This is a genomic window from Arthrobacter subterraneus, from assembly GCF_900099735.1.
GTDB lineage: Bacteria > Actinomycetota > Actinomycetes > Actinomycetales > Micrococcaceae > Arthrobacter_D > Arthrobacter_D subterraneus.
Genome location: NZ_FNDT01000020.1, coordinates 23,643 through 44,058, shown reverse-complemented (window position 1 = coordinate 44,058; position 20,416 = coordinate 23,643). Strand labels below are relative to the sequence as shown.

Here is a 20,416-nt window from a genome sequence, read left to right as displayed (position 1 = left end):
TGGGGCATCTATCAGCGGATCGTCGCCGCCTACCGGGAACCGAATAAGACACGGGGGAAGCAGATGATGCAGGCCGTGATCGGCTCGGTCACCAGCGGCGTTCCGGCTGCACTCATCGAGATCCGGCGGGTCGGCCGGACATTGAAGCAGCGTGCCGCTGACGTCCTCGCGTTCTTCGACCGCCCCGGCACCAGCAACGGGCCCACGGAGGCCATCAACGGTCGCCTCGAGCACCTCCGCGGCTCAGCTCTGGGATTTCGGAACCTCACAAACTACATTGTCCGCAGCCTGCTCGAATCAGGCGGCTTCAGACCCCGGCTACACCCTCAATTACGATGAGCCCGTTAAGTTGCCAGATTAGGGGATTGGAGCGGTCGTGTGATCTCACTTTCAATTAAAGCGGAGTCCAGTGGACGGGGAGCTATCCTGCGGTGTTGCTAGTTGCGAATTGAAGACGCCCCGTACAGCGGAATGCACACTCGCTCTGGGCTTTCACAGCGAAGGCGCGAAGAAGAAATCTGGCTGAAGTGTGAGCTGGTGACCATCAGTTCAGTACCAACGCGTTTCACGCCGACGGAGTAATTCAAGTCGAAGGTATGTCGTCGATGTCGTGGGTACAGGCGAGTAATCTCGGGGGTGTTGTCATACGTGAGAAGCCAAGGGTTCTCAAGGGAGTGAATGCTCGCAGCGAGCCTTTGATGGTCCGCCGCGACATAGAAGTTCGTGTAGAGACCTGAGCCCTTCAGATAGTAAGGAGGATCGATGAAGAAGACGACGCGATCCCTAGTGTCGATTTCTTTGAGGAAGTCCTCACCGTCGTGCCGAAAAAGTTCGATGTCATCGCGATACCGTCCTATGCGCTTAATCTTTGCGGCGAGATCTTCTAGGTTGTAGCGACAGTCGATTTTGTATGCACCTTGCTGATCCAGACCTCCAATGACTCCGCCTTTCACTACCCCGGAGCGGTTGGTTCGGTTTAGGAAAAACGTCGCGAATGCCAGTTCAAACGATGGTTCTGTAGCTGCTCGATGTACTTCGCGCTGCACCAGCCATTCTTCCACGGTGATAGGAGTGGATCTCATCGTGTCAATGAAGCGCTCGTGATCATTGAGTACGGCATCCCAGAAAGAGTAGATGCCGGCGTCAAGGTCGTTGAGTACTATGCGTCGGGCTGCGCCTTCGAACAACAAGCGCAGAGCCAGACCCGCGCCGCCCGCGAACGGCTCCGCATATGTGCGCTTATTCAACTGATTGTCGCGCAGCAACTGGGACGTCAGGTCAAAAAGCGCTGACTTCCCCCCCGGGTAGCGTAAGGGTGATGGTGTGACAGGCATGAGTAACTCCTACTTTCTCAATGCCGAGATTAATAACCAGTGGGGATTCTGGCCAGGGTTACTCTTCTCGACCATCGAGGGGAGCTTCACAGTTGGTTGCGAGCACCATGAGGATCGGCGCGATCTCATCCCAGGCGGCGGTGAGCTGCTCCCACGTCGGAAAAGCGCTCCCGTGCGCTACCGCCCCGAGATAGGCGGCGCTGAAGACGTAGCTCGAGTTAGTGACCTGGTTGTGCAGCATCCGTAACGCATTCTTCTCTTTGGTCGATAGATCGAGAAGGTTCTGCCTCGCTTTCTCACTGAGGTCCGCTAACGCTTGCTGCGCAAGAACATGTAGCTTGTCTCGCTCAGCAACAGTGCGGTTCATGCGATTTTCGAGATAGGCCACGGTGATGGCTTCGATGAAGATACGCACGCCGATGGCTGCCAAGGCAGGAGTTCTTCTTGTGACCAGGTGCAGCTCCAGCAGAATTCGGCGCAGGCCGTTGTCTCGTAGACTCGGGTGGAAAGCATCGGGGTCCACAAGCTTGAGCCGTCTACTCGGTGCCGACGAGGTTCCTCCGCCCTGTGCACCAGTGGGGCCGCCGTCACTGCCCTCATCGCTGTTGGCATCCGGGCTGGCATTGTGGTCCGAGGTTTCAGAAATGTCATCAGACGAGTCAGTCCCTCCGGATTGGTCTCCTGCGTCGGAGTTGCCAGCCTGCGCATCCGTTGATGCATCGTTGTCATCGAGGTCCGCCTCTCCGTCGATGTCGTCATCTTCTACGTCGTCATCACTCATGGGCACCAGGTGTTTCCTAGCGTATTCTTCCCGTTCCAACGCCGTGGTCCGAGAACTGGCTCCATTGGTGCTATTGATGATGTCCGTTAACAGTCGTTGCAGCCGACGGTTAAACAAAGACCGGGTGCCGTTGAAGGAAAACTCAGCGTCGCTGGCTCCCGTTGTAATGAGGAGGGCGTGCCGGCGAACGAAGGGATTGGACAAGAAACGGGTAACAGTGGTCAGAATGCCGTCGGGGCGAGGGCTAATCAGGCGCTTATCGGCGGCGTAATCGATGAGTGCGAGTGCCAACGTGTTGCCTGTGTCTCCAAAATGACGTGCCTGCTGTACTGGGTTCCATCCACGTGTACCGAGGCCGTTGTTTTCCCCGAGATGTTTGCGCTCCAACCAAATGTTGGCTTCCTCTCGCGAGCTGAAGACTTCCAGCTCTATCTCAAGCCCGGAGGGATCGAAGGACCTTGAGAGCCTCTCGAAACTCCTTCGTTCCTCGGGAGTGGGAGCTAGCGACGGATCGTGTAGAAGCATCAAAGCGCACAGACGCCGATTACCCTCAACCACTACGAGGTCGTTGCCGGCGTCCTTGATGGCACCAAAACGTTCTAACGGGCTCAGTCCGTGCTGCACGATGTCGCGCGCGAGCGGCCTGATGTTCTCTCTCTTCACGAACTGCGCGATGACATCGGAACGAGTCAGTCCTCGCTCATGGCGTGGGTTGTCAGGATCCAGATCCAAATCTCGCAGATCCCGCCATCCTATTGTGATTTTCTCTGCCACGATTAACCTTCCCCGAACGTGGATCTACACATGCGCAGTGCAGATGAATGATGAGACTTCAGATCGATTCTAGGGCAGTCCTCCTTGCATCTTTTGCCTGCAGTGGCGTCCTCAATCTCAGGGCTTGCGCTGAACGATCCTCCGCGGGTTTTGACCGCTTTCGCTGGCCTCTTCGCTATACAGAATCATCTCATTCTCGCGAAGGTGATCGTCCGAGATCAGCTCCCCGGCGACTCTGCGACCGCACGGGCCGCGGCAGCTCTGCCCTGCACGAGCACAAGACCGTTGGGACCTCATTGCGGGCTATTCAGTGAAGGGGCTCTATTGACGCCTTCAACAGCCCCGGTAACTCACAACGAGGTACCCGTACGTCGCTGTCCCCGAATAATCAGGAGCCGATGAAAAGATTGCTATGTCAACTAATATGGACCCCTTAACAGCCCTTTGACGTCGCAATACAATCCGGCAGGTCGTCATTAGGCCGACGTTTTGGGCGTTTCTCCTGAATCCCGAAGGAAATGGAAGTCGCAGCCCTCGTCCGCCTGGGTCACCTCTTGGACATACAGGCGCCGGTAGCCACGCTGTGGGACCGTGGGCGTTGCAGGACCGAGTTCCGCTTCACGCCGCGCCAGCTCCTCCTCAGACACCTCCATCTGCACCAGCCGCCGGCTCACGCTCAACGTAACTACATCCCCGGTCCGCGCCAGCCGCAACGGCCCACCGATCGCCGACTCCGGCGTCACATGCAGCACCACCGCACCAGCCGCCGTGCCGGACATTCGGCCGTCCGAGATCCGTACCATGTCCTTCACGCCCTGGGCAGCGAGCTTCTTCGGGATGGGCAAGTAGCCCGCCTCCGGCATGCCGGGGTTACCGACCGGACCGATGTTCTTCAGCACCAGCACTGAGTCCGGCGTGACGTCCAGCGAGGGGTCATCGATCCGGGCAGCCAAGTCGGCTGCGTTCTCGAACACCACCGCCGGTCCGGAATGCTCGAGCAAGGCAGGGGATACCGCCGCCTGCTTGATGATCGCCCCACCTGGCGCCAGGTTCCCTCGCAGCACCGCGAGGCTGCCCTGCGGGTAGATAGGCTCCGACAGCGGTCGGATGATGTCCTGCGGGAAGCCCGGACCGGCGTCGTTGATCTCTTCACCCAGCGTCCGGCCGGTCACGGTGAGCACGTCGCGGTTGATCAGCGAACCCAACTCACGCAGCACGGCAGGCACGCCGCCGGCACGGTGGAAGTCCTCCATGTAGTACTTGCCCGACGGCTTCAGGTCCACCAACACCGGCGTCTCCGCGCTCATCCGGTCCAGGTCGTCCAGCGACAGCTTGATGCCCAGCCGCCCGGCTACAGCAGTCAGGTGGATGATTGCGTTCGTCGAGCCACCGATCGCCAGGAGCATCCGCAGCCCGTTCTCAAAGGCAGCGGGCGTCAGAATCGACGACGGGGCAACGCCGGCAGTAGCCAACGCCACAGCCTGCGTTCCGGTCCGCTCGGCGATCCGCACCCGGTCCGCCGTCACCGCCGGCGCCGAAGCCGACCCGGGCAACGCAATCCCCATCGCCTCGGCGATGCACGCCATGGTGCTTGCCGTCCCCATCACCGAACAGGTGCCGACGCTGCCCACCAGACGCGAGTTCACGTCGTCGATCTCTGGTTTTGTAATCTCCTGCGCACGGAACTTGCCCCAGAACGCGCGGCAGTCCGTGCACGCGCCGACCCGCTCGCCGCGGTAACCGCCGGTCAGCATCGACCCGGTGACCAGCGAAACCGCCGGCACACCGGCCGACGCCGCACCCATCAGCTGCGCCGGCACCGTCTTGTCGCACCCGCCGATGAGCACGACGGCGTCCATCGGCTGCGCGCGGATCATCTCCTCCGTGTCCATCGACATCAGGTTCCGCAGGAACATGCTGGTGGGGGAGGAGAAGCTCTCATGCACCGAGATGGTCGGAAACTCCACCGGCAGCCCACCGGCCAGCATTACGCCGCGCTTCACGGCCTCCACCAGCGCCGGCATGTTGCCGTGGCACGGGTTGTAGCCGCTGCCGGTGTTCACAATTCCGACGACGGTCCTCTCCAGCGCATCATCCGAATACCCGGCGCCCTTGATGAACGCCTTCCGGAGGAACAGTGAGAATTCCGCGTCGCCGTAGCTGGTGAGGCCGCGGCGAAGGCCGGTGGGTTCGGGTGCGGGGGAGGATGAGCTCATCGGAACGCAGGCGTCCCGGTGATGTGGTTGCCCAGGATCAGGGTGTGCACCTCGTCGGTACCCTCGTACGTGCGCACGCTCTCCAGGTTGTTCGCGTGCCGCAGCGGCGAGTAGTCCAGGGTGATCCCGTTACCTCCGAGCATCGCACGGGCCTCCCGGCAGATCTCGATCGCCTCACGGCAGTTGTTCAGCTTGCCCACCGAGATCTGGTACGGCTCCAGCGTCCCGGCATCCTTCAGCCGGCCTACCTGCAGTGCAAGCAGCGTGCCCTTGTTGATCTCCAGCGCCATGTTCACGAGCTTCTGCTGCGTCAGCTGGTACCCGGACAGCGGCTTGCCGAACTGCAGGCGCTCCTTCGAGTAGTTCAGCGCCGCCTCGTAGCTGTCCCGCGCCGCACCCATCGCGCCCCAGATGATGCCGTACCGCGCCTCGTTCAGGCACTCAAACGGGCCGCGCAACCCCTTGGCCTTCGGCAGCATCGCCGACTCCGGCAGCCGCACGTCCTCAAGCGTGATGTCGCACTGGATGGACGCCCGCATCGACAGCTTCTGCGTGATCGGGGTCGCCGTGAACCCCGGAGTGTCCGTGGGCACCACAAAGCCGCGGACGCCGTCGTCGGTCATGGCCCAGATGATCGCGACCTGCGCCACCGATGCCAGCCCGATCCACCGCTTGGCGCCGTTGATAACCCAGTCATCGCCGTCGCGCTTTGCAAAGGTGGTCATGGATCCGGGGTCGGAGCCGGAAGAAGGCTCCGTCAGCCCGAAGCAACCGATGACCTCTCCGGCAGCCATGCGCGGCAGCCACTCGTTCTTCTGCTCCTCGGAGCCGTGCTTGGCCAGCGCGCTCATCGCCAGCGACCCCTGCACGCTCACAAACGTGCGCAGGCCGGAATCGCCCGCCTCAAGCTCCATCGCCGCAATGCCGTACTCCACCGAGCTGCGGCCCGGGCAGCCGTACCCCTTGATGTGCATGCCGAGCACGCCCAGCTCGGCCATCTTCGGCACGATCTCCAGCGGGAACACCGCATTGTCATACCACTCGGCGATGTTCGGCTTGATCTCCGTCTCCACAAAGGAACGGACTTTGGAACGCAGCTCGATCTCCTCCTGCGACAGGAGCGAGTCGATGGACAGAAGGTCAACAGACATGGTTCTACTTTCCGGTTGAGGTGGCTGGGAGCGGCGTGAACGCCGCATCGTTGTGTTCGTCGAGCAGCGGCGGCAGGCGCCGGTAGCTCGCGGGGGTCTCGGACAGGTGGATCGGGTTGGCGACCTGGTGGCTGGTGCGCGGGCCGGCGTCGTCGGCCATTTCGACGGCGGGATCAAGTCCCAGCTCCTTGGCCAGGTCCAGCGCCTCCATAATGGAGTTCACCTTCCCGGCCGGGACGCCCTCCTTCGAGAGGACGGCGGACCACTCGGCCGCGGGACGCTTGGCGAGCTGCTCCTCGAGCAGCGCCTTGAGCTCGTCGCGGTGGGCCACGCGCTGGGTGTTGGTCCGGAACCGTTCATCGTCGGCGAGTTCGGGGACCCCGAGGATGCGGACTAGGGACCCGAACTGCCGGTCCGTCCCGACGGCGACGGCCAGCGGTCCGTCGGCCGTGGCAAGAGTCTCATACGGCGCGATCGACGGGTGCGCGTTCCCCATCCGCTGCGGCGCCTCGCCGGTGGCCAAAGTGCTCGACGCCTGGTTCACCAGCCCCGCCAGCAGCGACGACAGGAGGTTCACGTCGATCCGCTGGCCCGTGCCCGTCGCGTCCTTGTGCCGCAGCGCCGCGAGGATCCCGAGCGCCGCGTTCTGCCCGGTGACCACGTCCACCAGCGCCACCCCCACCTTGCTCGGCTCCGAGTCCAGCGACCCGGTGACGCTCATCAGCCCGCCGACGGCCTGCACCAGGAGGTCGTACCCCGGAAGGTGGGCTCCCGCCGTCGAACCGAATCCGGTGATGGAGCAGTAGATGAGGTCGGGCTTTTCTGCGTGCAGCGTCTCGTAGTCCAGGCCGAACTTCTTCATCACGCCGGGTCGGAAGTTCTCGATGATCACGTCGGAGCCCAGCGCCAGTTCCTTCGCGCGTTTTAGGCCTTCGCTCGTCCGCAGGTCACACACCACCGAGCGTTTGTTCCGGTTCACGCTGGAGAAGTACGTGCCGACGCCGTGCTCGTCGACGGGCGGCGTCCAGGACCGGGTGTCATCCCCGGCAGGGCTCTCCACCTTGATCACGTCCGCCCCGAAATCGGCGAGCATCATCGACGCATACGGTCCCGCGAGGACCCGGGAAAAGTCCGCGATCCGGATGCCCTCGAGCGGTCCTGCTCCTGACGTGCCCATGACGCGTCATCTCCTTTACTTACTGGTGCGTTGAGTTGGCAGGACACGCCGTGAAAGGCGGGTCAAAAGGGGTGTGTCCTGCCAACTCAACGCGGGGGTGGTGGTGCTAGCTGCCTTGCGTCACGGGGTTGGTCAACGTCCCCACGTTCGACACCCGTGCTTCCGCCACATCCCCGGGCTTGATGTGGATGGCGCCCGGCGTTCCGGTGGAGATGATGTCGCCCGGGTAGAGCGGCATCACCTTCGAGTGGAAGCTGACCAGGTACTCGGGGCTGTACCGCATGTGGGACACGGTGTTAGTCCGCAGCACCTCGCCGTTGACCACGGTGGACACCTCCATGTCCGCGAGCGTCCCGTTCCCCACGGCCTCGGCCAGCGGCACAATCCGCGGCCCGAAGGAGAAGAAGCCCGGGAAGTTCTTGGACCGGGTCAGGAACCGCGGGTTCCGCTGCAGGATGTCCTCGGCCGTCTGGTCCAGCACGGGCACGACACCGGCCACATAGTCCAGCGCCTCCTCCACCTCCACATTGCGGCAGTACCGCCCGATGACGACGGCGACCTCCCCCTCCGCGGTGGTCCGCTCGCTCTGCGACGGGATGGGGATGTCCTCGCCCGGGCCGATGACCGTGTGGTCGCCCTTGATGAACGACGCCGGTTCCTCCGGCACACCCTCGGACAGGTCGGACGCGTGCTCCACGTAGTTCAGCCCGATGCCCCACAGCATCCGCGGGTGCCGGTAGGGGGCACCGTAGGTGACGGAATCGGGGTCGCGGAAAGCGCCGTCGTCGACCGTTGAAACGAGATTCTCCAGCTTGTCCAGCAGTTCCTCGCTGAGGATCTCGCGGACGTCGCCGTGCCAGCCGGGCAGCAGGTCGCGGACCAGGGCGAGGCCGCGCTGCGGGTGCACAACGGCGGCGAGCTCGTCCGAGCCCTCACGGACGGAGCAGAGGTGCAGGGTGTGTTCCATGATGCTTCTTCTTTTCTCTTGCGGGTGCGTTGAGTTGGCAGGACACGCCGTGAAAGGCGGGTCAAACGGGGTGTGTCCTGCCAAATCAACGGGAAGGGGTTAGTAGCTACGGACCAGGCCGCCGTCGCAGCGGATCTGTTCACCGGTGACATAGGCTGCCGGCACACTCGCCAGGAACGCCACGACGGCGCCGAACTCCTCCGGCTTCCCGTACCGGCCGGCGGGGATCGTCGCCTCGGAGGACTTGCGTGCCTCCTCGGGCGTCTTGCCGGTGCGCTTGGCAGCGCCGGCATCCAGGGACGCCACGCGGTCCGTGTCGATCCGCCCGGGCAGCACCATGTTCACGGTGACCCCGTCCGCAGCGACCTCGTTGGCGAGCGTCTTGAGGTACCCGGCGAGCCCGGCACGGCCGATGTTGGACAGCGCCAGGTTGGGCAGCGGCGCCTGCACCCCGGAAGACCCGACGGCGACAATCCGGCCCCAGCCGCGCTCCCGCATGTCGGGCAGCACCAGGGACACCAGCGTGATGTGCTGCAGCAGCAGCTGGTTCACGGCGGCGAGGGTTTGTTCACCGGTGACGTCGGCCGCTCCACCCGGGGCGGGTCCGCCGCTGTTGAGCACAAGCACGTCGATGGGCCCGAACGCCTTCTCCGCGGCGGCCACCAGCTGCTCCGGCGCCCCGTCCAGGTTCAGGTCAATCCCGACCCCGACGGCGGAGGGCAGCTTTTCCGCCTCGGCTCGCACCAGGTCCTCCCGGCGCGCGGCGAGCACCACGTTGGCACCCTCCTCGGCCAGCGCCTGCGCAATGGCCAGCCCGATCCCGGAGCTTGACCCCGGTACCAGTACGTTCTTCCCCTTGAGTCCGGTATCCATCTAGGCAAGCTCCTTAACAGCATCGAGGTGTGCATCGATCATGTCGGCCAGTTCGGCAGGCAGCGTGGGCGACGGCGGACGGACGGAAGCATCGGCAATGATCCCGCGCCGCTTGAGGATCTCCTTGCGCAGCGCAAGGCCGATGCCCGGCTGACCCTCGAAGTTCGCCAGCGGCAGCCACGGTGCAAAGGCATCGCGGGCAGCGCGGAAGCCGCCGTCGTCGTTCGCTTCAATGGCCGTCTGCAGCGCTTCCGGGTGGGAGAAGCCGGTCATGGCGCCCGAGGCGCCGGCAGCCAGCTCGTCGATCAGCCCCACGCCGCCGAGCCCACCGAAGACGGGCACGTCGGTGGCACGGGTCAGCGCGGCAATCGCCGCAGCGGTGGGCGGTGCCTCCGACTTCACGGCCGCAATGAACGGGCAACGCTCGACGACGGCGAGGATCTGCGCGGTGCTGATCTTCACGCCGGAGGCCACGGGGTAGTCCTGCAGCACGATGTCGGCGCCGGTTGCCTCGTGGATCGCGGTGAAGTGGGCGGTCAGGGCGTCCGGCTGCGGCGTGTTCACCTGCACCATGAGCGCGTCAAGGTTGGACCCGGCGGCCTCCACGGCGGTGCGGGCCTGCTCGATTGCCACGTGAGTGGAACGCGCCGACAGACCGACCACCAGCGGGGTGTCCCCGGCCGCCTCCGCGACGGTCGAGACGATGAGCCGCTGCTCGGCAGTGTCCAGCGTGCTGCCCTCACCGAACACCCCGAGCACCACCATGCCGGTGGACGGGATGCCCGTGTACAGCGCCACCTCGCGGCGGAGCGACTCGGTGTCCACATCGAACGATGGCCCGGAGAACGGCGTGGCCAGCACACCCCAGAGTCCCTTCTTCAAGTGCGTCATGCAACTTCCTTACTATCGGAATCCAGTACGAGGCAAACAATGTGCTCGGCGATCGCGAGCGATGAGGTTGCCGCCGGGGACGGCGCGTTCCGCACCGCCAGTACCGAGCCCTGACGGGTGATGCGGAAGTCGTCCACCAGCGAGCCGTCACGGTCCAGCGCCTGGGCGCGGATGCCGCTGGGACCGGGAACGACGTCGTCAATGGACAGTTCCGGCACGTACTTGCGGGCCTCGGCAACGAAGCGGCGCTTGCTCAGCGAACCCACCATTTCGACGGCGCCGGTCTTCCAGTGCTGTCTCGCGAAGGCCCGGAAGCCGGGGTAGCCCACGGCGTCGCCGAGGTCGCGCGGGGACACGGTGCCCCAGCCGTAGGCTTCACGTGCCAGGGCAAGCACCGCGTTGGGCCCCACCATGACCTCGCCGTCGGTGCGCGGGGTCAGGTGCACGCCGAGGAACGGGTAGCGGGGATCCGGGACCGGGTACACCAGCCCGCGGACCAGATCCCGCTTCTCGGGGCGGAGGAGGTAGTACTCGCCGCGGAACGGCACAATTTTCGGGTCTTCCCGGTCCCCGGCCAGCTTCGCCACGCGGTCCGCGTGCAGCCCGGCGCAGATGATGACCGTGTCGAAGACCTCCCAGGTGTCCGTCCCGTTGTGGGTTCCGGTCACCAGGGTTTCCTCGCCGCGGCGGGTGATGCCGGTGACCTCGAACCCGGTGTGCACGGTGCCGCCGGCGGCACGCACGTCCTCGGCGAAGGCCCGGGTGACCGCGCCGTAGTCCACGATCGCCGTGTGCGGGGAGTGCAGGGCGCCGACGCCCTCAACGTGCGGTTCCAGTTCCTTCAGCTCGTCGCGGCCGATGATCCGCACGCCCGGGACGCCGTTGGCCTGGGCGCGGGTCATGATGTCGCCCAGCCGTGATTCCTCCACGGCGTTCCGGGCGACAAGGACCTTGCCGATCTCGTCGTAGGCCAAATCTTTCGAGCCGCAGTACTCCTTGAGCAGCTCCACCCCGCGGCGGCACAGCTTCGCCTTCAGGGACCCCGGCGTGTAATACAGTCCGGCGTGCACTACGCCGGAGTTCCGGCCGGTCTGGTGCGCGGCCAGCGAAGACTCCTTTTCGAGGACGGTCACCGTGGCGTCCGGCTGCTGCTGGAGGAGCCGGCGCGCGACGGCGGTCCCGAGAATGCCGCCGCCGATCACCGCATAGCGAGTGGATGTCATGAAGTCTCCTTGACAGGGTTGGTGAATGGGCGCCGCAGGGTGAACACCGGAACGCCCCGCGACTTGCGGATCATCCGGCGACCGATGCGGAAGGTAACGGCAGCAGCCAGCGCTACGACGCCGGCCACCACCCAGGCAGTGGAATAGGAGGTGGCGCTGACCAGCAGCCCGAACAGCAGCGGCCCACCGGCGGCGCCGAGCGACAGCCCGGTCTGCACCACGCCGGTTGCCGAGGCGGCTGCCAGCCGGTTATCACGGACGACGGCGAAGTGCAGCAACCCGGGCCAGGTCCACCCTGCGCTGTAGGCGAGGAGGGTGCCGATCACCATCAGCGCGGCGGAGCCGACACTGAGCATCCAGTAACCGACAACGCCGGCCACCAGCAGGTTGGCAATCAGTACATAGGGGCTGCGGGTGGGCATCTTGTCCATGATTGCACCGAGGAGGATGCGGATGCCGAGGCCGATCACCGCTGCCCCGGCGAAAAGGTATCCGGCGGTGCTCGGCGCGATGCCGGACTGCACCATGGAGTCCACGAGGAACACACCGAGCGAAGTGGCTGCCGCCGCGGCAAGCCCGGCCCCGACGGTGAGGACCACCAGCCCCGCGCGCGGGGTGCCGCGGTCTTCCGGGTGGGCTGCCGCCGTCGTCAGTGCCAGAGGTGCCTGACCGCGGACCAGTGCCCAGAAGGCCAGGCACAGCGCCAGCGCGGCGCCGAAGAAGAAGGCATACCGCCAGCCGAGCAGCAGCGCGACGCCGGGGACGGCAAGCCCGCCCAGCAGCGACGCCATCGGGATGGAGGACTGCTTGACGCCGAACGCCAGGCCAAGCCGGTTGCTGCTGATACTGCGGGAAATGCCGAGGTTCGCCGAGGGCTGGGCCATGGCGTTGGCCAGGCCGCCGATGAACAGCGCCGCCACCAAAACGGGAAATGACGGTGCTGCACCGGCGCCGGCCAACGCCACGGTGGCAAGGCAGGCCGAGTAGACCATGCCGCGCCCGGCTCCCACCCGCTGGACAATGCTGCCCATCGGGCGGGCGAGGGTGCCGGCCACCGCAAACAGGGTTGCCGCGGCGATGCCCATCTGCGCCGGCCCCAGATCGAGGTCGTCGCGGATCTGCACCGCCAGTGCGCCCAGAAGGAACGCAGGCAGTACCCCGGTGGTGGTGACCGAGACGGCCTGCAACAGGGTGGTTACAGGCCGTCCGGAGGACGGTAGGTTCACGAGTGTTCGGACCCGGTGTCCTTGCGAGCGGAGGTCTCACTGCGGACGGAAGTCGCCGTCGTCGGGCTCTCCGCCTTCTGGGTGCCGGCGGTTGGGGCCTCTGAACCGGCCGTTACCGTTTCAGGAGTGTCAGCAGCCGGTTGAAGGGAATCGTCCTTGGAGGAGTGCCGCTTCCTGCGGATGAAGTGCAGTGCCAGTCCCAGGGCCACCATGGATCCGCCGATCATCATGTACATCGGCTCCATCACCAGCAGCGGCAGGGAACCGAGGCCGATCAGGGTGCGCTCCAGCCAATTCGCCGGCCCGGCGATCCAGCCGCCGAACGCTACGGCGAGGGAAGCGACGGTAATCGCGGAGACCACCAGCGCCAGGAGCACAGTGCCCACGCCGCCCTGCATGAGCAGTCCAACGCCCGGACCCGACAGCACAAAGATGAAGGGCACGAGGAACGCCGAGAGCGTGTATCGCCAGGTGAGCCACATTGTTGGAATGGGCTTGCCGCCGGTGATCGCGGATGCAGCGAACGGGGAGAGCGCCGTCGGAGGCGAGACCTCACTGAGCACGGAGTAGTAGAAGATGAACATCGCCGCGGCGTAACCCGGCACGCCGACGTCCTGCAGGGCAGGCCCGATGATGACCCAGGAGATGATGAAGCTCGCCGTGACCGGGACCGCGAGGCCCAGCAGGATGACGGAAATCGCGGAGTACAGGGCGGTGAGGAACAGGGACCCGCCGGCGAAGTCCACAATGATGTTCGCGAGTTTCAGGCCGAGACCCGTCAGCGTCATGACGCCCACAATGATGCCCGATGCCGCCATCACGGGGATGACGGAGAGTGCGCCGGTGGCGCCGGTGGCCAGCGCGTCCCAGATCTTCTTTGGGGACATCCAGGACTGCTTGTCGAGGAAGCTGAGCAGGAACGCGAGGACCGTGGCGTACACCACTGCACGGAAGGGGGTCATGCCGGTGGCCATGAACACCACAATCGCGATCAGCGAACTGAAGTGGTAGCCGAAGCGGAGCAGCAGCTTGCCAGGGTGCTGGGTCTGCATTTGGACCGGCTTGGTCTTGAATCGGCGCGCGTCCATCTCGATGGCGAGGATGATGCCCAGGTAGTACAGCAGGGTGGGGATAGTGGCCCAGATCAGAACCTCGAGGTAGGACACGTTCAGCAGCGCCGCGATGATGAAGGCGGCCGCGCCGAGGGTTGGAGGGGACATGATGGCGCCGATACCGGCGGCCGCGAGGACACCACCACCGTTCTCCTTGGGGTAGCCGGCCTTCTTCAGCAGCGGCCACGAGATACCACCGAGGGTCACCGTGGTGGCAACACCGGAGCCGGACACCGTACCGAGCAGGAAGCCCGCGAGGGTCACGGTGCGTCCGGGACCGGACTTGGACTGCCCGAACGCGGAGAAGGAGAGGTCAATGAAGAACTTGGTGGCTCCCGACGCCGTCAGCACGGCGCCGTAGATAGTGAACAGGATGATGTACGTCGCCGCCACGTCCGTTGGCACCCCGAAGATGCCCTGTGTTCCCATCACGTTGTGGCCCACGAGGCGGATCCAGCCGAACGAGGACGTGCCGAACGGAGCCGGGATGTATGGACCGAAGTAGGCGTAAGCGAAGAATCCGATCACCACCAGCGGCACCAGGATCCCGACCGTGCGGCGTGCCGCCTCCAGGACCACCAGGATGGCGATGGTGCCCATGATGAGGTCCAGGTAGGTGGGCACAATCGCACGGCGGAAGAAGCCGTCCCAGTCCATGATGATGTACAGGAACGGGACGGCGGCGACGACAGCCAGCGCCCAGTCGAGAATGTGCGGGTTGTCCGCCTTGCCCTTCTCCTTGTCCTTGTCCGAACGGCCCCAGCCGCGGTAGACGAGGAATGTCATCGACAGGCCGATCATGAGGAAGGCCGGGAGGTAGAACTGGGTGGCCATCGGGTTGAACACCCAGTACAGCCCGAAGACTGACAGTGCCACACCGATGACCTTGATGATCAGCGCGGGCGTGCCGGTGAGGTGCCGGGCCGGCTTTTCCGCCTCGAACTCGGCAATCAGGGCCTCTTCGTCCAGCTTGCCGTCGGTGTCCTTGAAGGGATCCGGCGATGCGTTGTACTTCTCGTCGGCGTTCCGGCTGGAGGTGGCCCGGTGTGCGCCGTGGGCATGCTTGTCCTTGTGGTGCGCCTCCGTGGAAGTCACTTCCGTGGATTGCACCTCCTCGGGCGGCGTCTCCCCATGTTCGCCTGCTCGGGCGGGCGCGGCACCTTTGCCGTCGGGTCGCTCGGTCATCGGGTCTCCTTGATGTCTAGCACAATGAACGGATTGTCATTCCCGACGAGGGGCCACAGCTCAAGTGGCGGTTGTCCGGGAACGTGGAGAGTGCGCTGCCCGAGGTCCGTGGCAGCAATAGAGAGAGTGTCAAAGACCACCGGACGCTCCGGGTTCGGCGGTACAACGTAATTGCGTCGGTCCTGTGATCCGGCGGGTGTGGGGGCGCCGGGCACGCCGTAATACTCTTCGAGGACCGCAAGCTGGTCGGCCGCTATCTCAACCAGGCGGTAGGAACCGTCCGGCTGGGCCTCATAGCGTTCCTCAGCGAGGGTCTGGTAGATCGAGTTGCGGTAGCTCACCGCGAAGGTGTCCCCGTCAAGGGGCACCCGCGCCAGCTCGCCGTCGTCGCTGGTCACCGTGAGGAAGCGCTGGGATGACCCAGCGATCCCCGCGGTCACGCCGGCCAGTGTGCCGAGGCACACGAGGACGGCGACGACGACGGCGAGCTTGCGCATGGTTGGTTAGCCAGCCTGGTCGAAGTACTTCTGGGCACCCGGGCAGGTCTCGACGAACGGAACGTCACCGGCGGTGGCGGGGTCCATCTCCTCTGCGGCAGGGTGCACCTGGACCAGTGCTTCCTTGTTCTCGAAGAGCGCCGTGGTGATGTCCTCCTGGAGCTGCTCGTCCATGCTGGACGGGGCCACCAGGATGTTCGGCGAGACGATCACGGAGACGGGTTCCGTCTGTCCCTCGTAGGTGTCGGCAGGGATTTCCTCTTCGACATAGAATTCGCCGAATTCCTCGGCCATCGGTTCGGCGTACTCACCGATGGGTACGATCACCATGTCGCCGTCGGCCGCGAGGTCGATCATTGCGCCGGTGGGCAGGCCGCCGGACCAGAATCCGGCGTCGATGGTGCCGTCACGCAATGCGGCGACGGTCTCGGCGACACCGAGCTGGCGGCGGTCAATGTCAGCCTCGGGGTCAAGGCCGGCGGCTTCCAGGGTGCGCAGCGCAGCAACTTCCGTTGCCGAGCCGGGGGCGCCCACCGAGATGACCTTGCCTTTCATGTCCTCAACGGTCTGGATGCCGGTTTCCTCGACGGTGATCGGCTGCAGGTAGTTGTTGTAGACGTTGCCGAGGGAGCAGATCTCCTGGGGCTTGCCGTCGAAGTCGTTGACGCCTTCGACAGCGTCCGAGACAACGTCGCCCACCGCAAGGGCGAGCTGTGCGGCTCCGCTTTCGAGCAGCAGGATGTTGTCAACGGAGGCGTTGGTTTCCTGGACAGTGGCGTCGTAGCCCTCGACATTGTCGCGGATGACGGTCGCAAAACCGCCGCCCAGCGGGTAGTAGACGCCGCCGGTGCCGCCGGTGGCAATGGAGAGCGCGCCTCCGCCGCCATCTGCGGCCCCGCCGCCGTCACCGCCGCCGCTGGGTGCGGGGCTGCCGCAGGCGGTCAGGAACAGTGCCGGTGCAAGGACAGCGGCGGCAACGATGCGCGTTCCGCGGGCCTTGTTCATGGTGCTGGACATGGATTTCTCCCTTGATTGGTAATTGATACTCGGTGCGGTGTTCATCTTCATTGGTGATGCCCCTTCTCTGGAGCGGTGTCAGCCGGGGCTCGGACGTCAGCCACGGCCAGCAGTCCCGCAAGGGTGCGGTAGTACCCCACGAGGACTGTCAGTTCTGTCAGTCCATTCGGACCGAAGTGTGTGTGCGCCTGCGCCCGGACGCTGTCCGTGACGCCGGCCTCGGCGATCAGTTCCCGGGTGAGCTCGAGCGCCGCTCGTTCACTCTCCGAGGCACTGGCCGGAACATCGCCCGCCTCCAGCTGGGCCAGCTCCTCTTCGGAAACGCCGACGACGACGGCCGCCCGGCTGTGCGCGTACCACTCGTACTCGGAATTCAGGGCTGCCGCGACGGCGCAGATCACCAGTTCCCGGGTACGGCTGGGGAGTTCGCCCTTGAAGCGGAGCGCGGCGCCGAGTTCCTGCACCGCGTTGCCGATTCCGGGCGCAAAGAGGAGTGCGTTGAACGGGCCGGCGAGGGAGCCGTCGTCGTGCATGATCCGGAACGGGCCGTTGGCGCGGGGGCCCGCGGTGATCTTTTCGTAGAGATCCTGCTGGTCCGCCGCCAGTCCGTCCGGCGCGAGGAGGGGGAAAGTGCTAGACAAGGGTCCGGCCTCCGTCCACGTAGAGGACGTGCCCGGTGACAAAGGACGCCTGGTCGGAGGCAAGAAAAAGGACGGGGCCGGTGAGGTCCTCGACGTAGCCCAGCCGCCCGGCCGGGACCAGCGAGGTGTAGTGCTCGCGAACGCCGGGCTTGTCCAGGTGGCCCTTGGTCAGGTCCGTCTCGGTGTAGCCGGGGGCAATGGCGTTGACCGTGACTCCGCTGGCGGCCCACTCACGGGCCATGACGCGCATCATCTGGTTGATGCCGCCCTTGCTCGCGGCGTAGGGCCCGTGGTCCGGGTGGGCGAGGAGGCTGGAAACCGACGAGCAGTAGATCTGCCGGCCCCAACCGGCGTTGACCATGTGTTTTCCGGCGGCCTTGCCGAGGCGGAAGGCGCTGGTGAGGTTGATGTCGATGGTGCGCTGCCAGTCCTCGTCCGCGGTCTCGAGGATGGGGACACGGTGGTTGACGCCGACGGCGTGGAAGAGGATGTCGATCCCGCCGAGTGTGTCGACGGTTGCCGCGACGGCGTCTTCGCAGCCTTCGACCGTGGAGAAGTCGGCGCGGAGGCCGTTCTCATGGCGCTGGAGCCGGGACTCGTCGATGTCTGCGATGACCACGCGGGCGCCCGCTGCGGTGAATGCTGCTGTGCAGGCTTCACCGATGCCGCCGGCGCCGGCCACCAGCACGCGCCGATCGGCAAGTCCTAGCCAGTTGTCCACGAATTGGATCCTTTGCTTCGTCGTCGAATGCTTGTGAGCGAAGGCGGTTATTGGAGATTGTATACAAATTTAGTACCCAGTGTAACCGCCGTCACACGAAAAGTTACCAGAGGTAACTGGGGTTGTGGGGGACTGTTATCAGAGTGTGACATGTTACTGACCTCCTGCGCTAGGGGGTCTGCGAGCCGGGCTCGGGCGGGTGGCGGCAAAGCGGGCGCGGCCGTTGGGCAGGCCGGATGCGTGCCGGGGTTCGGAAACTGGTCGGCGCTGCTGCTCGCCTATGTGGCGTCGAGGAACTTTCGGAGGGCTTCGACGGCGTGGTCGCGGTGCTCGTCCATGTGTTTCACCAGGCGGTCCGCGTCACGGTCGGCGAAGGCGTCGATGATGAGGTTGTGCTCCTCCTCAACGCGATGCCGGTTGGTGGGCACGCCGTAGTACACGAAGCGGTAGGTGTCGGTGGCGTCCCAGAGAACCTGGATAAGCCGATCGAGCCGCGGCATTCCGGACGCGGAGAGCAGCACGAAGTGGAACCTGCGGTTTGCCTCGGTCATGGGCAGGATGTCCGCCGACGCACTGGCCGCCTCCACCTCACGGGCGGCATCCTTCATAGCCTGAAGAACCGAGTCGTCAGCGCGTTCCACGGCGGCGTGGGCGGCCTCGGTCTCCAGAAGCTGCCGGATCCGGTATGTCTCAAGCAGGTCCGCGAGCGACAACCGGGCAACCTTGAAGCCGCGGTGCGGCTCGTAGACGATCTGGCCTTCACCCTCAAGGATCTTGAATGCTTCGCGCAGCGGGACCCGGCTGACGCCGAGCCGGTCAGCGAGTGCGTCCTGCCTCAGGGGTTCGCCGGGCTGTACCTCTCCGGCGATGATCATGCGGCGGAGCTCGGCCAGGGCGAACGCCTGGGCGGTTGGCGGGCGCCTACGCGCTGTGCCGGCCATGCTCCGCCCTCCCTTTCCTGGTACTGCTGCCGTCCGCGGTGCGTTCCGTTTTCCGTTTCTGCGTTCTGCGTTCCGTGTTTGGTGGGGCTCCGTAGCGGTACTCCCTGGGCCGGGCGGCCACCGAGTGCCGGCGCCGCACCTCCCGCTTGACTCTAGTTCAACATACCGCGCGACCCGGAGACGGGTAGGTGCTCCTGAAGAAGTGCCTGCGGTTCAAAAACACCGGCACCGCCTCCCGATGTTCGCCGGGACAGCTGCCTCGTCCGCACCGGTTCCCACCATTCTTGAGGAAAGCTTCGCCCAAATGCGAGCGCAGCCTTGAGACGCGTGGTTCACAGTGGTATCAGACTTCTCCGGATCGGACCGTCCGCCGATCCGGAGGCTGACGTGGGGTAACAGGTTGGGAGCACATGCGGTGGCCTGGCTGACGAACAAATCCAAGTCCGCGTTACCCCGGAATCTCCTCCGCCCGTTGGAGCCGGGGGACTGTGTGCCCGAGCCGTTGGAGCCGGGGGACTGCGTCCCCGAGGACCTGCCGGTGCACCGGGTCGAGGTGATTGAGCAGCTTGCCGCGGAGTTGCCGGCCGTCTCCGATGCCCTCCGATACCGGGACAATTTTGCCAGGTTGCTGCCCGGGCGCATCGAGGAAGTCGCCGTCGAGATCCGGTCAGGAAACGAGCAGGCGGCGGTGACAGCCCTGCTCAGCCTCAGCGTCGGGTCCCGGATGGTGGGAGCGCCGCGGCTCGAGTACGTAGTGGGGCGCTGCCTCGCCGACGTCCGCAGCGGACGCAGGACCGACTCCCTGCCGGCGCTCACCCGGGAGGCCGAGCGGTTCCTCACCCACGTCGCAGAGACCGTCAGCGCCGAAGCGCACCCCCGGGATGCCGGTCGGCACAGGCCGGATTCCTAGCTGCTCGACCGGCATCACTGCTCGACCGGGATCATCCGGTATCCGACGCCCCGGACCGTCTTGATGAACCGCGGTTCCCTGGTGTCCTCGCCAAGCTTCTTCCGCAGGTTGCGGATGTGTACCTCCACGAGGTGATGGTCGTCCGTCCAGCCCTCGCCCCATACCCGGGACAACAGCGTTTCCCGTGTCCACACCCTGCGGGCCCCACTGATCAGTGTGGCCAACAGGTCAAACTCGATCTTGGTCAGCGGCAGCTCATCACCGTTGATTCGCGCCACCCGCCCCTCGACGTCTACTGAGAGCGAACCATGGACGACGACGGCGTCATCCACTTCCGCTGCCTCTTCCGGCTCGTTGGCCTCGGCTGCCGCCGGTCCGGGTTCCCCGATGGACCGGGGGCGGCGGAACATCGCGGCAACCCGGGCGCGCACTTCGCGCGGGCTGAAGGGTTTGACGATGAAGTCGTCTGCCCCGATTTCCAGCCCCATCACCCGTTCGATCTCCTCCACCCGGGCCGTGACCATCACGATGTAGGCGTCCGTCGTCGGCCGTAGTTGTCGGCAGACTTCCATCCCGTCAAGGTCGGGAAGGTTCAGGTCCAGCGTCACAAGGTCCGGAGTGTGCTCACGGGCCAGGGAGATGGCTTCCCTTCCGCTGGCGCTCTCGATGACGTTGAATCCCACCATCGAGAGCGTGAGTGCCAGAAGCTCGCGGATGTCGGAATCGTCTTCGACAACGAGCGCCGTGCGCTCGTAAGAATCAGTACCCATAGGTAGTAC

The 20,416-nt window shown here is 65.1% G+C and carries 19 protein-coding genes; 2 read left to right on the top strand and 17 right to left on the bottom strand.

Features of this window, described 5'->3' with window-relative positions; all coding sequences use genetic code 11:
- Window positions 1-339, top strand: a 339-nt coding sequence (locus BLS52_RS15525; protein WP_139186293.1) for a transposase, incomplete at its 5' end; no start/stop codon positions are given.
- Window positions 340-437: 98 nt separating this feature from the next.
- Here the strand turns inward: BLS52_RS15525 and BLS52_RS15520 are convergent.
- The 16 genes from BLS52_RS15520 to BLS52_RS15445 form a co-directional block, all read right to left on the bottom strand.
- Entirely contained in the window at window positions 438-1,334 is an 897-nt protein-coding gene (locus BLS52_RS15520; protein WP_090587931.1) for a DNA adenine methylase, read from the bottom strand.
- A gap of 58 nt (window positions 1,335-1,392) precedes the next feature.
- Complete coding sequence (locus BLS52_RS15515; protein ID WP_090587929.1) at window positions 1,393-2,889, bottom strand: hypothetical protein; 1,497 nt, start codon at window positions 2,887-2,889, stop codon at window positions 1,393-1,395.
- Window positions 2,890-3,365: 476 nt separating this feature from the next.
- Entirely contained in the window at window positions 3,366-5,105 is a 1,740-nt protein-coding gene (locus BLS52_RS15510; RefSeq protein ID WP_090587928.1) for an IlvD/Edd family dehydratase, read from the bottom strand.
- The gene (locus tag BLS52_RS15505; protein WP_175460197.1) at window positions 5,102-6,256 is read right to left on the bottom strand and encodes an acyl-CoA dehydrogenase family protein; all 1,155 of its coding nucleotides are present in this window, start codon (window positions 6,254-6,256) and stop codon (window positions 5,102-5,104) included. Before BLS52_RS15505 ends, BLS52_RS15510 begins: the two co-directional genes overlap by 4 nt.
- Window positions 6,257-6,260: 4 nt before the next feature.
- Complete coding sequence (locus BLS52_RS15500; protein WP_090587924.1) at window positions 6,261-7,433, bottom strand: CaiB/BaiF CoA transferase family protein; 1,173 nt, start codon at window positions 7,431-7,433, stop codon at window positions 6,261-6,263.
- Window positions 7,434-7,539: 106 nt separating this feature from the next.
- The gene (locus BLS52_RS15495) at window positions 7,540-8,400 is read right to left on the bottom strand and encodes a fumarylacetoacetate hydrolase family protein (protein ID WP_090587923.1); all 861 of its coding nucleotides are present in this window, start codon (window positions 8,398-8,400) and stop codon (window positions 7,540-7,542) included.
- A gap of 99 nt (window positions 8,401-8,499) precedes the next feature.
- The gene (locus BLS52_RS15490; RefSeq protein ID WP_090587921.1) at window positions 8,500-9,273 is read right to left on the bottom strand and encodes an SDR family oxidoreductase; all 774 of its coding nucleotides are present in this window, start codon (window positions 9,271-9,273) and stop codon (window positions 8,500-8,502) included.
- A complete protein-coding gene (locus tag BLS52_RS15485; protein WP_090587920.1) occupies window positions 9,274-10,164 on the bottom strand; it encodes a dihydrodipicolinate synthase family protein in 891 nt (296 codons plus the stop codon).
- Complete coding sequence (gene lhgO / locus BLS52_RS15480; RefSeq protein ID WP_090587918.1) at window positions 10,161-11,387, bottom strand: L-2-hydroxyglutarate oxidase; 1,227 nt, start codon at window positions 11,385-11,387, stop codon at window positions 10,161-10,163. The genes BLS52_RS15485 and lhgO overlap by 4 nt, the downstream gene beginning before the upstream one ends.
- The gene (locus BLS52_RS15475) at window positions 11,384-12,613 is read right to left on the bottom strand and encodes an MFS transporter (RefSeq protein WP_090587916.1); all 1,230 of its coding nucleotides are present in this window, start codon (window positions 12,611-12,613) and stop codon (window positions 11,384-11,386) included. Before BLS52_RS15475 ends, lhgO begins: the two co-directional genes overlap by 4 nt.
- Complete coding sequence (locus BLS52_RS15470) at window positions 12,610-14,910, bottom strand: TRAP transporter permease (RefSeq protein WP_090587915.1); 2,301 nt, start codon at window positions 14,908-14,910, stop codon at window positions 12,610-12,612. Before BLS52_RS15470 ends, BLS52_RS15475 begins: the two co-directional genes overlap by 4 nt.
- Complete coding sequence (locus tag BLS52_RS15465) at window positions 14,907-15,407, bottom strand: hypothetical protein (RefSeq protein WP_090587913.1); 501 nt, start codon at window positions 15,405-15,407, stop codon at window positions 14,907-14,909. Before BLS52_RS15465 ends, BLS52_RS15470 begins: the two co-directional genes overlap by 4 nt.
- Before the next feature lie 6 nt (window positions 15,408-15,413).
- Window positions 15,414-16,424 carry a TAXI family TRAP transporter solute-binding subunit gene (locus BLS52_RS15460; protein ID WP_090587932.1) on the bottom strand — a complete coding sequence of 337 codons (1,011 nt, stop codon included), beginning with the start codon at window positions 16,422-16,424 and terminating at the stop codon, window positions 15,414-15,416.
- A 47-nt stretch (window positions 16,425-16,471) separates the two neighbouring features.
- Window positions 16,472-17,065: a carboxymuconolactone decarboxylase family protein gene (locus BLS52_RS15455; RefSeq protein ID WP_090587912.1), complete on the bottom strand. Its 594-nt coding sequence runs from the start codon at window positions 17,063-17,065 to the stop codon at window positions 16,472-16,474.
- Window positions 17,058-17,786, bottom strand: coding sequence for an SDR family NAD(P)-dependent oxidoreductase (locus BLS52_RS15450; RefSeq protein ID WP_090587910.1), 729 nt, complete (start codon window positions 17,784-17,786; stop codon window positions 17,058-17,060). Before BLS52_RS15450 ends, BLS52_RS15455 begins: the two co-directional genes overlap by 8 nt.
- Window positions 17,787-18,064: 278 nt before the next feature.
- A complete protein-coding gene (locus BLS52_RS15445) occupies window positions 18,065-18,727 on the bottom strand; it encodes a GntR family transcriptional regulator (RefSeq protein WP_090587909.1) in 663 nt (220 codons plus the stop codon).
- A 490-nt stretch (window positions 18,728-19,217) separates the two neighbouring features.
- On the opposite strand from BLS52_RS15445, the gene BLS52_RS15440 reads away from it, so the two are divergent.
- Window positions 19,218-19,637: a hypothetical protein gene (locus BLS52_RS15440; RefSeq protein ID WP_090587908.1), complete on the top strand. Its 420-nt coding sequence runs from the start codon at window positions 19,218-19,220 to the stop codon at window positions 19,635-19,637.
- Between the two features lie 14 nt (window positions 19,638-19,651).
- Here BLS52_RS15440 and BLS52_RS15435 read toward each other — a convergent pair whose 3' ends face one another.
- On the bottom strand, window positions 19,652-20,407 hold the full coding sequence (locus BLS52_RS15435) for a response regulator transcription factor (RefSeq protein WP_090587907.1): 756 nt from the start codon (window positions 20,405-20,407) through the stop codon (window positions 19,652-19,654).
- Between the last annotated feature and the right edge of the window lie 9 nt (window positions 20,408-20,416).